General features: G+C 69.1%; 17 protein-coding genes. 2 read left to right on the forward strand and 15 right to left on the reverse strand.

Going from position 1 to position 15168, the window contains the following annotated elements; all coding sequences use genetic code 11:
• Positions 1-90: 90 nt before the first annotated feature.
• From FND50_RS23070 to FND50_RS23140, 15 genes are all read right to left on the reverse strand, one after another.
• Positions 91-270 carry a 2-hydroxymuconate tautomerase family protein gene (locus FND50_RS23070; RefSeq protein ID WP_005247502.1) on the reverse strand — a complete coding sequence of 60 codons (180 nt, stop codon included), beginning with the start codon at positions 268-270 and terminating at the stop codon, positions 91-93.
• Between the two features lie 362 nt (positions 271-632).
• The gene (locus FND50_RS23075; RefSeq protein ID WP_144287229.1) at positions 633-1124 is read right to left on the reverse strand and encodes an SRPBCC family protein; all 492 of its coding nucleotides are present in this window, start codon (positions 1122-1124) and stop codon (positions 633-635) included.
• Between the two features lie 707 nt (positions 1125-1831).
• Positions 1832-2176: a phosphoribosyl-AMP cyclohydrolase gene (gene hisI, locus FND50_RS23085; protein ID WP_144287230.1), complete on the reverse strand. Its 345-nt coding sequence runs from the start codon at positions 2174-2176 to the stop codon at positions 1832-1834.
• Positions 2173-2946, reverse strand: coding sequence for an imidazole glycerol phosphate synthase subunit HisF (hisF, locus tag FND50_RS23090; RefSeq protein WP_005247506.1), 774 nt, complete (start codon positions 2944-2946; stop codon positions 2173-2175). The genes hisI and hisF overlap by 4 nt, the downstream gene beginning before the upstream one ends.
• Positions 2943-3776: an inositol monophosphatase family protein gene (locus FND50_RS23095; RefSeq protein WP_005260332.1), complete on the reverse strand. Its 834-nt coding sequence runs from the start codon at positions 3774-3776 to the stop codon at positions 2943-2945. The genes hisF and FND50_RS23095 overlap by 4 nt, the downstream gene beginning before the upstream one ends.
• Positions 3777-3785: 9 nt before the next feature.
• On the reverse strand, positions 3786-4520 hold the full coding sequence (gene priA, locus FND50_RS23100) for a bifunctional 1-(5-phosphoribosyl)-5-((5-phosphoribosylamino)methylideneamino)imidazole-4-carboxamide isomerase/phosphoribosylanthranilate isomerase PriA (protein WP_005247511.1): 735 nt from the start codon (positions 4518-4520) through the stop codon (positions 3786-3788).
• 19 nt (positions 4521-4539) lie between these two features.
• A complete protein-coding gene (locus FND50_RS23105) occupies positions 4540-4797 on the reverse strand; it encodes a hypothetical protein (RefSeq protein WP_144287231.1) in 258 nt (85 codons plus the stop codon).
• A complete protein-coding gene (gene hisH, locus FND50_RS23110; RefSeq protein ID WP_005247515.1) occupies positions 4794-5429 on the reverse strand; it encodes an imidazole glycerol phosphate synthase subunit HisH in 636 nt (211 codons plus the stop codon). The genes FND50_RS23105 and hisH overlap by 4 nt, the downstream gene beginning before the upstream one ends.
• 9 nt (positions 5430-5438) lie before the next feature.
• Complete coding sequence (locus FND50_RS23115) at positions 5439-6620, reverse strand: MFS transporter (RefSeq protein WP_144287232.1); 1182 nt, start codon at positions 6618-6620, stop codon at positions 5439-5441.
• Complete coding sequence (locus FND50_RS36265; RefSeq protein ID WP_007297398.1) at positions 6620-6772, reverse strand: hypothetical protein; 153 nt, start codon at positions 6770-6772, stop codon at positions 6620-6622. The genes FND50_RS23115 and FND50_RS36265 overlap by 1 nt, the downstream gene beginning before the upstream one ends.
• Before the next feature lie 13 nt (positions 6773-6785).
• Entirely contained in the window at positions 6786-7400 is a 615-nt protein-coding gene (gene hisB, locus FND50_RS23120) for an imidazoleglycerol-phosphate dehydratase HisB (RefSeq protein WP_007297399.1), read from the reverse strand.
• Positions 7397-8539 (reverse strand): histidinol-phosphate transaminase, encoded by a 1143-nt coding sequence (locus tag FND50_RS23125; protein WP_144287233.1) that lies wholly within the window; start codon positions 8537-8539, stop codon positions 7397-7399. Before FND50_RS23125 ends, hisB begins: the two co-directional genes overlap by 4 nt.
• Positions 8536-9858: a histidinol dehydrogenase gene (gene hisD / locus FND50_RS23130; RefSeq protein WP_144287234.1), complete on the reverse strand. Its 1323-nt coding sequence runs from the start codon at positions 9856-9858 to the stop codon at positions 8536-8538. Before hisD ends, FND50_RS23125 begins: the two co-directional genes overlap by 4 nt.
• A gap of 106 nt (positions 9859-9964) precedes the next feature.
• Positions 9965-11050 carry a putative zinc-binding metallopeptidase gene (locus tag FND50_RS23135; protein WP_144287235.1) on the reverse strand — a complete coding sequence of 362 codons (1086 nt, stop codon included), beginning with the start codon at positions 11048-11050 and terminating at the stop codon, positions 9965-9967.
• 111 nt (positions 11051-11161) lie between these two features.
• Positions 11162-13105 carry an acyl-CoA dehydrogenase family protein gene (locus tag FND50_RS23140; protein WP_144287236.1) on the reverse strand — a complete coding sequence of 648 codons (1944 nt, stop codon included), beginning with the start codon at positions 13103-13105 and terminating at the stop codon, positions 11162-11164.
• A gap of 87 nt (positions 13106-13192) precedes the next feature.
• Between FND50_RS23140 and FND50_RS23145 the strand changes: the two genes are divergently transcribed.
• Complete coding sequence (locus FND50_RS23145) at positions 13193-14470, forward strand: glycoside hydrolase family 1 protein (protein WP_144287237.1); 1278 nt, start codon at positions 13193-13195, stop codon at positions 14468-14470.
• Between the two features lie 36 nt (positions 14471-14506).
• Complete coding sequence (locus tag FND50_RS23150; protein ID WP_144287238.1) at positions 14507-15136, forward strand: LysE family transporter; 630 nt, start codon at positions 14507-14509, stop codon at positions 15134-15136.
• The last annotated feature ends 32 nt before the right edge of the window (positions 15137-15168 follow it).

Consider the following 15168-nt stretch of genomic DNA (forward strand, 5'->3'; position numbering starts at 1 on the left):
CAACGGCGCCCCGGCAACTCACCCCAACGGCGCCCCGGCAACTCACCCCAGCGGCGCCCCGGCAACTCACCCCAGCGGCGTCCCGGCAACTCACCCCAGCGGCGTCCCGCCGACACCCCAGCTGTCGCGCGGGACCTCGGTGATCGTCACCCACACCTTCGCGGGATCCTTGCCCGTCGCGTCGGCGTAGGCCTTGGTGACCGCCTCGATCGTGGCGCGCTTCTGCTCCGCGGTGAGTCCCGGCGTCTGACTGATCTGAATCAATGGCATGAGACGAACTGTGCCACAAAATCATTTGGCGGCTCATCGACCGTCGCTCACGTTCGCTTGCGCGACCTGAGATCGACAACTCGCTCAATGCTTCGACCTCCCGGTGCAACCGTTGATTCCCGAGCGCCAGGCGCTGAACGCTGGCCACAGCAGCCTCGAGATCAGTCCGAAGCACAGAGTTCTCCTTTCGGACCCGAGCGCAGTCACAGGGAGATTTGGTCGACCGGCCACTGCACCGACCGCGAGTTCGACCTCCCCGCACCGCCGCGGAATCTCGGAGATCAACTGGTCGATGATCCGGATGATTTTCGCCGGGCCATGACCGTGTCATCACTCTTCGGGAGACGAGCGCTGATCGTAGATCAGTCCTTCGCTGCGCGGACGTCGTTCCCTTGCTCGGCAAACGCCTTGAAGTCCTGCATGTGCTGTTGCGACTGCTTGCGGAAGGCACCGGGCATCAGGAGCCCCACCAGCCGCATCAACACGCCGCTGAACCGGTATTCGCTCTCGCTCACCCAGAGCGTCATCTCCGGACCGACTTCGGTCAGCCGGTCGCGCACGGCGCTCCACATGCCCTCGCCGACGATCTCGCGGTCGAAGTGAACGACGCTCCCTTTCGGGATCCCGCGCAGGTCTGCCGGTTCCCGACGCGTGATGGTCTCGGTGCACTCGATCTTCTGCTTACCCATCTGCATCACGACCGGCGATTGGGTACCGACCTGCCCGTGCACCCCACTCAGCGGCTCGTGCAGCACCAGACCCCGCAGCCACCTCGGCAGGTGTGCCGAGTCGGCGAGCAGCTGTACCACTGTCTCCCGCGGCAGGGCGATCTCGATCGAGACGGTGTACTTCATGCGGAGCGCTCCTGGGTCCCGAGTAAAGGGGCCTACGCTAGCAGCCTCGCTTCATTTTTAGAGGTCACGGCGTGTTCAACGATCCCCGGTCCGCGTGGTCACGGCGGGTGTCGCCCTGTCAGCGGAGGGCGAGGGCGCGCTGCGGCCGGCGTCGCACACGTCGACGTGTAGCTCGCCCGAGCGGTTGTCCACCACGAAGTGCGGGCCCAGGGGCGGCACGGTTTCTCACCGCCGTGCCGTACGCCGGTTCCTGGGATCGGAAGCGCGGGCGGCGGCTCGTGGCGTCTACGTGGACCGGCCGAAGCCGTGGGCCTACGCGAGAGTGACTGTCACCTGCCGGAAACCGGGTGGGGCGCCTCACCCTCCGCGAGGCGCGGCGCCCCGTCTCGGGGAAGCGGTGGACGGACTCCGGGGCACGGCCCCACCGCAAGCGGGTGGGCGGATGTGCATACGCTCGGTAGTTGGCGCGCACGGTGTGTTCGATCCGACTGAGCGGGAACAGTGTGATGAACAGCGGCAACGGTTTGACTGGACGCTCCTGCAACCAACGAAGTTCGTCGAACAGACAGTCCGGGCCATCACCCGCAGGCCTCGCGAGCTGGACCCAGTGAGCAATCGTTCCTGCCGAGGCTGACCACAGTGGTCATTGACCGGTCATACACAAGCACGAACGGCATGCGGGCACTCTGCCCGAACGCCGAGGCGCCTTACTCGGCGGCGAGGAGCACGTCGGTGTCGAAGCAGGTGTGCGTGCCCGTGTGGCACGCCGCCCCCTCCTGATCGACGACGAGCAGCACCGAGTCGCCGTCGCAGTCGAGCCGCACCTCGTGGACGTACTGCGTGTGACCGGACGTCTCGCCCTTTACCCAGTACTGCCGACGGGACCGGGAGTAGTAGGTTCCCTTGCGGGTGTCGAGCGTGCGTGCGAGGGCCTCGTCGTCCATCCACGCCACCATCAGGACGTCGCCCGTCGACCGTTCCTGCGCGACAGCACTGAACAGTCCTGCCTCGTTGCGCTTGAGCCGGGACGCGATGGCGGGGTCGAGACTCATCGGACGGTGATCCCTTCTTCACGCATGGACTTCTTCACGTCGCCGATCGTCATGTCGCCGAAGTGGAAGACACTGGCCGCCAGGACGGCGTCCGCGCCGGCGCCGACCGCGGGTGCGAAGTGCTCGACGGCGCCCGCTCCCCCGCTGGCGATCACCGGCACATGCACGGCGGCGCGCACCGCCCGGATCATCGGCAGATCGAAACCGGCCTTCGTGCCGTCGGCGTCCATCGAGTTGAGCAAGATCTCCCCGACGCCCAGTTCGGCGCCGCGGACCGCCCACTCCACCGCGTCGATACCGGTGCCGCGCTTGCCGCCGTGCGTCGTGACCTCCCACCCCGACGGGGTGTCGGGCTGACCCTGCGGCACGGTCCGCGCATCGACCGACAGCACGATGCACTGCGAGCCGAAGCGTTCGCTGAGTTCGCGGAGCAACTCGGGCCGGGCGATCGCCGCCGTGTTGACGCTGACCTTGTCGGCGCCGGCGCGCAGCAGCCGGTCGACGTCCTCGACGGTGCGGACACCGCCGCCGACCGTGAGCGGAATGAAGACCTGCTCCGCCGTCCGGCTCACCACGTCGAGCATGGTGCCCCGGTCCGCGGTGGACGCGGTGACGTCGAGGAACGTGAGCTCGTCGGCTCCCTGGGCGTCGTACGCGGCAGCCAACTCGACGGGGTCACCCGCGTCCCGCAGGTTCTCGAAGTTGACGCCCTTGACGACGCGTCCGGCATCGACGTCCAGACACGGGATCACTCGAACCGCCAGAGTCATTGCGTACGCCCTCCTGAAGGCTCGGAACGAGGATCACCCAGTGATCCGAGGATATCGAGAATTTCGCCGTGTACTCCGGGCGCTCCGGCGAGCACCGAGTCGGACGTGACCGTCCAGGGCTTGCCGCCCAGATCCGTCACCACACCACCCGCGGCGCGCACCAACGCGACACCGGCGGCGTTGTCCCACGCATTGTGGCCGAACACCACCGCGCCGCCGAGTATTCCGGCCGCGGTGAACGCGAGGTCGACACCGGTGGATCCGTGGATCCGGATCCGCGACGACACCCGGCTGAGCTGCGCGAGGACCTGCAGCCGGTACGCGCCGGGGATGCGCCCGCGACTGTCGATGTTCAGTGCGCCCAAGCCCACGATCGACGACGCGAGCGACGTACGCCCGAGCGCAGGCAGGGGCGTGCCACCTTCGAGCAGCGGACCGTCCGCGACGGCCGCATACCGCCGGCCGACGAGCGGCAGCCACGTGAGACCGAGAACGGGAACCCCGTCGTCGAGCAGCGCGAGCAGCGTGCCCGCCGTGGGCAGACCGGCCGAATAGTTGAACGTGCCGTCGATGGGGTCGAGCACCCACACGGGTCCGCTGCCCAGGTCGGGGCCGCCGAACTCCTCGCCGTGGACATCGATGCCGGTCCGGTCGCGCAGTTCACCGGTCAGCCGCTTCTCGAGTTCGAGGTCGACGGCGGTCGCGAAGTCGTCGGGTCCCTTGTGGACGGCGCTGGGCGCACCCACGCCCGAGACGAACCGTTCGTGCACGCCGTCGAGCAGCTCACTGGCGACGGCGAGGAGCTCCCGGGGATCACGGGACAGGGTCATGGCGGGAACTCAGCCCGAGACCGCGGCGAGCGCCTCGGGGAGGGTGAACCGCCCCGCGTACAGCGCCTTGCCGACGATGGATCCCTCGACCCCCTGATCGACGAGTCCGGCGATCGCCCGGAGGTCGTCGATGGTGGACACGCCGCCCGAGGCCACGACGGGAGCGTCGGTGGCAGCGCAGACCTGCGCGAGGAGTTCGAGATTGGGGCCGGTGAGGGTGCCGTCCTTGCTGACGTCGGTGACGACGTACCGGGAGCAGCCGTCCTTGTCGAGGCGGGCGAGGGTCTCCCACAGGTTTCCGCCCTCGGTGACCCAGCCGCGACCGCGGAGCTGGTATTCACCGTCGACGAGACGCACGTCGAGACCGACGGCGATCTTCTCGCCGTACTTGGCGATGGCGCGGGCACACCACTCGGGGTTCTCGATGGCGGCGGTACCGAGGTTGACGCGTCCGCAGCCCGTGGCCAGTGCGGCCTCGAGCGACGCGTCGTCGCGGATCCCACCGGACAGTTCCACCTGGACGTCGAGCTCGCCCACCACGTCGGCGAGGAGTTCACGGTTGGAGCCTCGGCCGAACGCGGCGTCGAGGTCGACGATATGGACCCACTCGGCACCGTCGTTCTGCCACGCGAGGGCGGCATCACGTGGCGAGCCGTATCCGGTCTCGCTTCCTGCCTCCCCCTGGACGAGGCGAACAGCTTCACCGTTGACGACATCTACAGCAGGCAAAAGGACCAGGCTCACGTGCGACAACCCTAGTCGCTCAGCGGTCGGAACCCGGCTCCGGGTCCTCGGGATCGGGACCGTAGGCGTTGCGGGTCATGCGCTTCGACACGTAGCCCATGGCCGCGATCGCGCTTGCGACACCGAGCAGTCCGACGATCAGTCCGAGGACGGGGCCCGGCTTCACCACCAGAATGATCGCGGTGGCGAGGACCAGCACCGCGGTGGCGGCGCCCATCGCGTACACCGCGAGCCTGCCGATCGACAGGTCGCCGCGCCCGTCCCCGGGTTCGGTCACAGACTGCGAACCCAGTTCCGGAGCAGCTCGGCACCCGCATCGCCGGACTTCTCGGGGTGGAACTGTGTGGCGGACAGCGCGCCGTTCTCGACGGCGGCGAGGAACTTGCCGCCGTGGTCGGCCCACGTCAGCGCGGGGGGCGCCAGCCGCTCCGGCGTCGGCATGTCCCAGGACTGGGCCGCGTACGAGTGGACGAAGTAGAACCGGGTGTCGGGATCGATGCCGGCGAACAGCGTGCTGTTCTCCGGCGCCTCGACCGTGTTCCATCCCATGTGCGGCAGCACGTCGGCCTGAAGCCGTTCGACGGTGCCGGGCCATTCACCGCAGCCTTCCGCCTCGACGCCGAACTCGACTCCGCGTTCGAAGAGGATCTGCATACCGACGCAGATCCCGAGGACCGGCCGTCCGCCGGCCAGACGCTGACCGATGATCCGCTCCCCGCGGACCGCGCGCAGTCCCTCCATGCACGCGGCGAAGGCACCGACGCCGGGAACGACCAGACCGTCGGCCGCGAGTGCGACCTTGTGATCGGATGTGACCTCGACGCGCGCGCCGGTCCGGGCCAGAGCGCGGGTGGCCGAATGCAGGTTGCCGGAGCCGTAGTCGAGGACGGCAATCGTGGAGACGGTCATGACATAACCTTATCCGGCGGCCGAACGACGCCCGAGGGCGCGGCCGACGACCATCCCGGCGGCCGGGACCACCGCGACGGCCGTCGCCGCGACCGCGAACACCCAGGAGTACCCGGCCGCCGACGCAACGGCTCCGAGCGCGAGGGAACCGAAGCCGGTTCCGGCGTCGAACCCGATGTTCCATCCGGCGCTCGCCGAGCCGAAGCGAGCCGGTCCCGCGGCGGTGAAGATCATGACGAGGGATTCGTTCTGCACCGCCCCGAATCCGAATCCGAAGGCCAGGGCCGCGCACACCAGCAGCGGCACCGGCGCACTCGTCGCCGCCGCGACGGCGAACAGCACCAGGCCGAGGCACACGCACGTCAGGGCGGGAACCAGGGCGCGGCCCACCCCCAGCCGGTCGGAGAACGATCCCGCGGCGTATCGCCCGATCAGCGTCGCACCGCTCGAGACGGCGAGGATCACCCCGGCGAGTGAGGCTCGCTCCGAGATCGCGATGGGCAGCAGGCTGGACAGACCGCCGAATGCGGCCGCGGAGACCGCGATCGCGAGCCACGGCGTGAGCAGGACGGCGAGCGGGATGCGGCCCTGCGACGTGCGATCCGCGGGGGCGTGGATGGCGGGGAGGCGCGTGATCGCGACCACTGCGAGAGCGGGAATGAGAGCGCCGATCACGAAGACGGGGGTCGCGGACCAGTGCTGCATGACCGCAAGCCCCGCGGGCAGCCCGACCATCTGCGCGGCGGCCACCGCGATTCCCTGCGCACCAGTGGCGCGGCCGAGCATCTCGCGGGGAACGAGTTCGGCGACCAGCGCACTGCTGGCGACGGTGAGCATGCCGAAGCCCGATCCCCGGACGGCCGACACGGCCAGCACCGGGATCGCCTCGGTGGACAGCAGGAGGAGCAGCGACGGCGGCCCGAGCAGCATGCAGCCGGCGGCGAGCACCCAGCGATGCCCCCACCTGCGCAGGAGCCGGGGCACACCGAGTTGCGTGACGACGGTCGCGGCCATGAACACGGCCGTGACGCTGCCGGCGAGCGTGTCCGAGCCACCGGACAGCGAGACGATCAGCGGAACCACGGGCAGCAGCACCGCCCAGCCGCCGAACGCCGCGGCGCCCATCACCATCGCGGCGGGCATGCCGCGGGTGCGGAGCAGGCCGCGGCGCGACTCCACTGCGACAGGCACTACATCAACCTGAGAACGCCCGCCACGGCTGCCAGCACCGCCAGTGCCAGCAGCACGCCCGAGGCCAGTTTGTTGAACTTCCACATGGAGTACGCGCCGCCCGCCGCGATCCCCGCGGCGATGAACAGGACGTAGACGAGGACGACACTCACGAATGCGCCCGGATCACAGGCTGCCCTTGGTGGACGGCACACCCGTGACGCGGGGATCCGGTTCGACCGCCTCGCGCAGTGCGCGGGCGACGGCCTTGAACTCGGCCTCGGTGACGTGGTGCTGATCGCGTCCGTAGAGCACCCGCACGTGGAGGGCGATGCGCGCGTTGAGCGCGATCGACTCGAACACGTGCCGGTTGATCACCGTCGCGTACGGCACGCCCGGGTACCCGCCGATGACGGCGTGCAGCAGGTGTTCCGGTTCGCCGGTGTGGACGCAGTACGGACGCCCGGACACGTCGACCGACGCGTGCGCGAGCGTCTCGTCCATGGGGATGAACGCGTCACCGAACCGGCGGATGCCCTTCTTGTCGCCGAGCGCCTGACCGAGCGCCTGGCCGAGCACGATCGACGTGTCCTCCACCGTGTGGTGCGCCTCGATCTCGATGTCGCCCTTCGCGTGGACGGTGAGGTCGAAACTCGCGTGGGAGCCGAGCGCGGTCAGCATGTGATCGAAGAACGGGACCCCGGTGGAGACGTCGACGATGCCGGTGCCGTCGAGGTTCAGTTCGACGGTGATGCTGGATTCCTTGGTGGTGCGCTCCACGCGGGCGATGCGGTCGGTCATCCTCGGTCTCCTGAGCTGGTGAGTTCGGTGGCGGCGATGTCGTCGCTCGCCACGATGAAGGCGTCGTTTTCGGAGGCCAGCCCGATGGTGGCGCGCAGGTATCCGGGGATGCCGACGTCCCGGATGAGCACTCCGCGGTCGAGGTAGGCCTGCCAGGCGCGGGCACTGTCGGTGAACTCACCGAACAGGATGAAGTTCGCGTCGCTGGGGATGACGCGGAACCCCGTGTCCTCCAATGCCTTCGACACCCGCGCCCGCTCCGTTGCGAGAGCGTGCACGCTGGCGAGCGTCTCGTTCGCGTGCCGCAGCGCCGCGCGGGCAGCGGCCTGCGTGACCACCGACAGGTGGTACGGCAGCCGGACCAGGAGCAGCGCCTCGATGAATGCCGGTGCGGCCGCGAGGTATCCGAGCCGGCCGCCGGCGAACGCGAACGCCTTGCTCATCGTCCGCGACACGACGAGCTTCGACGGGTACTCGTCGATCAACGTCAGGGCGCTGGGGGCGTCGGAGAATTCGGCGTACGCCTCGTCGACGATCACGACACCCGGTGCGGCGTCGAGGACCCGGCGCAGTTCCGCGATGCCGACGCTGTGCCCGGTCGGGTTGTTGGGACTGGTGACGAACACGACGTCGGGCCTGCGCTCGGCGATCGCCGCGGTCGCGGCGTCCACGTCGAGCGCGAAGTCGGCGCGCCGGAAGATCGGCAGCCACTCGGTTTCGGTGCCGTCCGCGATGATCGGGTGCATCGAATACGACGGCACGAAGCCCATCGCGCTGCGACCGGGACCGCCGAACGCCTGCAGCAGCTGCTGCAGGATCTCGTTGGACCCGTTGGCCGCCCACACGTTGTCGACCGTCACCGGCACCCCCGTCTGGCGGACGAGGTACGCGGCGAGGTCGGTGCGCAGAGCCACCGCATCACGGTCCGGGTAGCGGTGCAGTTCCCGCGCTGCCTCCCGCACGGACTCCGCGACGTCGTCGACGAGCGCCTTCGTGGGCGGGTGCGGATTCTCGTTGGTGTTCAGCTGAACCGGGACGGTCAGCTGCGGCGCCCCGTATGCCGACTTGCCACGCAGATTCTCCCGGATCGGCAGGGCGTCCACCCCGATCGACGAACCCGGCACGTTCGCCGCCGTCACCGCAGCGCCTCGAACCGCAGCCGCACGGCCTCACCGTGTGCGGGCAGGTCCTCGGCGTTCGCGAGGGTGATGACGTGGCCGGAGACCTCCTTCAGCGCGGATTCGGAGTAGTCGACGACGTGGATGCCCCGCAGGAACGTCTGCACACTCAGGCCCGAGGAGTGCCGGGCGCAGCCCGCGGTGGGCAGGACGTGGTTGGACCCGGCGCAGTAGTCGCCGAGGCTGACCGGCGCCCACGGGCCGACGAACACCGCACCCGCACTGGTCACCTTCGCGGCGACGGCGGTGGCGTTCTCGGTCTGGATCTCGAGGTGCTCGGCGGCGTACGCGTTGACCACCCGCAGTCCGGCCTCGACGTCGGAGACCAGGACGGTGCCCGACTGCGTGCCGGACAGCGCGGCGGTGACGCGCTCCTTGTGCTTGGTGATCTCGAGCTGCGCGGCCAGCGCCGTGTCGACGGCGTCGGCGAGTTCGACGCTGGAGGTGACGAGCACGCTCGCGGCCATCACGTCGTGCTCGGCCTGGCTGATCATGTCCGCCGCGACGTGCACCGGGTCGGCCGTGTGGTCGGCGAGGATCGCGATCTCGGTGGGGCCCGCCTCGGCGTCGATGCCGACGAGGCCACGGCAGAGGCGCTTGGCGGCAGTGACGTAGATGTTGCCGGGGCCGGTGATGAGGTCGACGGGGGCGAGTTCGGCGCCGTTCGTGTCGGTGCCGCCGTAGGTGAGCAGGGCGACGGCCTGTCCGCCGCCGACGGCCCACACCTCGTCGACGCCCAGCAGGGCGGCCGCGGCGAGGATGGTCGGGTGCGGCAGACCACCGAACTCCGACTGCGGCGGCGACGCCACCACGAGGGACCGGACACCGGCGGCCTGCGCCGGGACCACGTTCATCACGACGCTGGACGGGTAGACGGCGTTGCCGCCGGGGACGTACAACCCGACACGGTCGACGGGCACCCACCGTTCGGTGACGGTGCCACCCGGGACGACCTCGGTCGTGGTGTCGGTGCGACGCTGGTCGGCGTGGACCTTGCGGGTGCGTTCGATCGCGACCTCGAGGGCGACGCGGACGGCCGGATCGAGTTCGCCGAGCGCGCGGTCCAACTCGGACTGCGGCACCCGCACCTGCGCGGGACGGACGCCGTCGAACTTCTCGCTGAACTCGAGCGCCGCGTCGGCGCCGCGCTCCCGGACCGCCTCGACGACGGGGCGAACCTGATGCAGGACCGCGTCCACATCCACTCCACCTCGAGGAAGTGCGGCGCGAAGTTCGGCCGTGGAAGGGGTACGACCACGAAGGTCGGTGCGGGCGAGCATGAGAGGTCCTCTCTGCGACTGTCGGGACACGGTGTCTCGGACGAGCGGACTGTTCTGCGGAGAACAGGGCTCGACACCGATTATCCAGGATAGGCGCACCCCGTTTTCACCGGTCGGCGGCCGACCGGGTTTCCGTCGACACCGGTGCCGGCTCGTCCCACACCGGGGCGGGCTGGATCAGTGAGTGGATGAACCGCATCTTCTCCAGCACCGCGGCCGGCAGCACGAACGGATACAGGTCGTGGTGGCCCATCGACCTGTTCATCTGGTTCAGCGCCCACGACAGCGGCAGCCACCAGTCGATGATCTGGTCGAACCCCACGTCACCGCTGAGTTCGCTGCCCGTCGTCGCTCCGGCGGGCGCCATCGCGAAGGCTGCCGCGGTGTCCAGGGCGTCACGAATGTGCAGGTAGTGCGCGAAGGTCTCCGCCCAGTCCTCGGCGGGGTGCATCGTGGCGTAGGACGACACGTAGAGCCGACCCCAGCCCTTCGGCGCGCCCTCGCTGTAGTGACGTTTCAGCGCGGCCTGGTAGTCCTGGTCCGGATCCCCGAACAGGTCCTCGAATCGGGTGCGCTCGGCGTCGCCCCGGATCAGCATCAACTGGTAGTAGTGCCCGATCTCGTGCCGGAAATGGCCGACGAGCGTGCGATAGGGCTCGTCCATCTCGACGCGCAGCTGTTCCCGGTGCACGTCGTCGCCCTCGGCCAGGTCGAGGGTGATCACCCCGCCGGCGTGCCCGGTCACCACCCGGGTCCGTGCGCTCGACAGCAGGTCGAAGGCCAGCCCGGTGTCCGGGTCCTCGAACTTGGGGACGATCGGGAGACCGAGTTCGTCGAGTTCGAGAACGACCCGCCTCTTGTTGGTCTCGGCGGTCGCGAACGCGGCCATACCCGCGTCGTCACCGTCCGCGGGACGCGTCCGCGTCAGCCGGCACGACGTGCACAGGCTCTGGACGTCGTCTTTCCGGACGAGCCAGTTGCACTTCGCCGGGCCGGAATTCGCGCACCGCACCCAGGTCTCGCCGTCCACCACCGCGCGGTCCGCGCCATCCACCCCCGCGCGGTCCGCGCCGTCGAGGACGACGATGGACCGGCTCGGCAGGTGGAATCCCAGAGCGCTGTCGCATTTCAGGCAGAGACTGTTCTCGAACGACAGTCGTTGGCCGCATTTACGACACATGAAGCTGCGCACTGGTGTTCCCTCGGCTCGTCCCGCCCGCGTCCGAGAACGCAGGCGGGTGCCACGCTGGTGTGCGCGTCTCCTCGGAGGGTACCGCCGAGCCGTGGCGGGGAATCGGACGGCCTAGAGGCGGGTGGAGTGCAGGAACCTCCTCGCCAGGTTCTCCTCGGTGGACGCGCCGGGGGTCCACTCGGTGATCCACGGACCGGTGCCTTCACTGGGGTCGACCACTCCCCGCTCCAGCCACGCATACCGTCCCTCGAGGATCGAGTGCGCAACCTGCTTGTCCACGTCGTCGGTGTTGTGCCACAGACCGTCGAACAGCTTCTCGACCCGCAGCGCCGCCTGCCGGCAGAACACGTCGGCGAGTTCGTAGGCGGCCGCGCCCTCGGCTTCGTTCTCCTCGCGTTGCATCTCCGCCTTGACGCACGTGGCGGACATCGCGAACAGTTCGGCGCCGATGTCGACGACCCGGCCGAGGAAGCCCTGCTGCTTCTCCAGCGCCGCCTGCCACCGGGCCATCCCGTAGAACGTGGAGCGGGCCAGCTTGCGGGAGTGCCGTTCGACGAACCGCAGGTGCTTGGCCAGGACACCGAATTCGCTGTACGACGTCGGCACCTGCCCCTTGCCTGCCACGAGTTGCGGCAGCCACTTCGCGTAGAACCCGCTCGCCTTGGCGGCCGCGCGGGCCTTCGCACCCGTGTCGGCGTGCGGGTCCGCGAGATCGCCCGCGGCCGTGAGGTGCGCGTCCACGGCCTCGCGCGCGACCAGTAGCCGCATGATCTCGCTCGAACCCTCGAAGATCCGGTTGATGCGCAGGTCGCGGTCCAGCTGTTCCACCGGCACCGCGCGTTCACCGCGGGCGGCCAGCGACGCCGCCGTCTCGTATCCGCGACCGCCGCGGACCTGGATCAGCTCGTCGGAGATGACGCAGGCCATCTCGGACGACCACAGCTTGGCGAGCGCCGCCTCGATCCGGATGTCGTTGCGACCCTCGTCGTTCATCTGCGCCGACAGGTCCACCACGGCCTCGAGGGCATAGGTGGTCGCGGCCATGAACGACAGTTTGTTGGCGACGGCCGTGTGCTCGGCGATGGGCTTGCCCCACTGGACGCGTACCCCGGACCATTCGCGGGCGATCTTCAGCGACCACTTCCCGGCCCCGGCGCACATCGCCGGAATCGCCAGCCTGCCCGCGTTGAGGGTGGTGAGCGCGATCTTGAGCCCGTCGCCTTCCCGGCCGATCAGATTCTCGCGGGGAACGCGGACCTTGTACATCCGGGTGACGCCGTTCTCGATCCCCCGCAGTCCCATGAACGCGTTGCGTCGTTCGACGGTGATGCCCGGGGTGTCGGCCTCGACCACGAACGCGGAGATCCCGCCGCGGTGACCTTCGCTCTTGGGTACCCGCGCCATGACGACGAGCAGTTCGGCGACGACGCCGTTGGTCGTCCACAGCTTCACACCGTCGAGTTCGTAGGCGGCACCGCCCTCGATCGGGGTCGCGGAGGACGCCAGGCGCGCGGGGTCGGAACCGACGTCCGGTTCGGTGAGGAGGAACGCGGAGATGGCTCCGCGTGCGCAGCGCGGCAGGAACTCGCGCTTCTGCTCGGGGGTGCCTGCCAGCTTGAGCGGTTCGGGGACGCCGATCGACTGGTGAGCCGACAGCAGCGCGCCCAGGCTCGGATGCACCGACGCGACGAGCATCAACGCCCGGTTGTACGCGACCTGCGAGAGTCCGAGTCCGCCGTACTCCTCCGAGATCTTCAGGCCGAAGCAGCCGAGGTCGGCGAGGCCGCGGACGTAGTCGTCGGGAATGCGCGACTGGGATTCGATGACGCTGCCGTCCATCTCCTCGCAGTAGGCGCGGAGGCGGATGAGGAATTCCTCGGCCTTCGCGGCGTCCTCGGTAGCCGGGCGGGGGAAGGGATGAACCAGATCCAGCCGGAACCGTCCCAGAAACAGTTCTTTCGCGAAGGAGGGTTTGTCCCAGCCGGATTCCCTCGCCTCCTCCGCGACCGCTCGTGCTTCTTCTTCGGTGACCTTCGGAGCTGAGGTGTCGACCATGACGCGCCTCCTACTGGCGGGTAGTCCTACTCATCAGTATCCCCCAATCGGCGCAGTCGGGACACCGTTTCCGCTACTCTTCGGCCGATGCGGACTCCCTCGCGACTCCTGGGCGCCGGCGCGGTCCTGCTGTGCTTGCTGGCGCCCGCCACCGCGGCGCGCGCCGCCCCTCTCCCCGACGACTTCCTGTGGGGCGTGGCGACGTCCGGGTTCCAATCGGAGGGTTCCTCACCGGACAGCAACTGGCGGCGGTATTCCGACTCGGGGCGGACCCACGACGCGATCGGCAACTCGGTCGACTTCCGTCACCGGTACACCGAGGACATCGCCCGTGCCGCGGACCTGGGTGTCGACGTCTTCCGGTTCGGCGTCGAATGGGCCCGCGTGCAGCCCGCCCCGGGCGTGTGGGACGAGACCGAACTGCGGTACTACGACGACGTCGTCCGCGAGATCACCAGCCGCGGGATGACCCCGATGATCACGCTCGACCACTGGGTGTATCCGGGGTGGGTCGCCGATCAGGGTGGGTGGACGAACCCGGCCACCGTCGACGACTGGCTCGCGAACGCGCAGAGGGTGATCGAGCGCTATTCCGGTCTCGGTGCGCTCTGGATCACGATCAACGAACCGACCGTGTACGTGCAGAAAGAGCTGACGTTCGGCGGAGTCGGCCCCGACCGGGCCCCGCAGATGCTCGACCGGCTCGTGGAGGTCCACCGCCGCGCCTACGACCTGATCCACGAGAACGACCCGGGCGCCCGGGTGAGCAGCAACCTCGCGTACGTCCCGGCCGCCATGGACGCGCTCGACGCCAGCTTCGTCGACCGGGTCCGCGACAAGCTCGACTTCCTCGGCGTCGACTACTACTACGGCCTCTCCCCCGACAACCTCACCGCGGCGCATGCGGTCACCGACGCCTTCTACGACATCAACCCCCAACCGGACGGCATCTACCACGCCCTGATGCGGTACACCGGAAAGTTTCCGGGACTACCGCTGTACGTCGTCGAGAACGGCATGCCCACCGACGACGGGACACCGCGCCCGGACGGCTACACCCGGTCCGACCATCTCCGCGATCACGTCTACTGGCTGGAGCGGGCACGCGCGGACGGCGCCCCGGTGATCGGATACAACTACTGGTCGATCACCGACAACTACGAGTGGGGCACGTACCGTCCCCGGTTCGGCCTGTTCACCGTCGACGCGCTGACCGATACCACCCTCACCCGCCGACCGACCGATGCGGTGACCACCTACCGGGACCTCGTCGCGAACGGGCTCCCGCCCGGCTACGGACCCGAACGCCCTGCCGCACACTGTTCCCTCGTGAATCCGCCGCTCAGCTGCATCGATCCCCCGTAGAACGGGTGCCGCCGAAGCGCGACGTACCATCACCTCGTGTCGTGGCAGATGTGGTGTGCAGTGCTCGGGGCCTCGTGCGTGATCAGTCTGTCCCCGGGGGCCGGCGCGATCGCGTCGATGGCCACTGGGATGCGGTTCGGGTTGCGTCGGGGCTATTGGAACATCGCGGGTCTCCAGCTGGGGTTGCTGCTGCAGATCGCGGTCGTCGCCGCCGGACTCGGCGCGCTGCTCGCGAACTCGACACTCGCGTTCACGGTGATCAAGTGGTTCGGCGTCGCGTACCTGGTGTATCTCGGCGTCCGCCAGTGGCGGGCGAATGCGACCGACGTGTCCGGCGTCGACGGCGAGGTCGCCGAGACCAGTGGGCCCGCGATGACCCTGCGCGGGTTCCTGGTCAATGCCAGCAACCCGAAGGCCGTCGTCTTCATGCTCGCGGTGCTCCCGCAATTCATCACCCCGTCGGCGCCCCTGCTCCCCCAGTACCTGATCATCGCCGCCACCATGATCGCGGTCGACGTCGTCGTCATGACCGGCTACACCGGGCTGGCGTCGAGGGTCCTGCGGCTGATGCGGTCACCACGCCAGCAGCGCGCCACCAACCGGACGTTCTCCGGATTGTTCTTCGTCGCGGCCACATTCCTGGCGACGGTCCGCCGCGCCGTCTGACCCGTGAGTACTTATTAACCGCCCGCGGTTAA

It is taken from the genome of Rhodococcus sp. WB9, assembly GCF_007558985.1.
Lineage (GTDB): Bacteria > Actinomycetota > Actinomycetes > Mycobacteriales > Mycobacteriaceae > Rhodococcus_F > Rhodococcus_F opacus.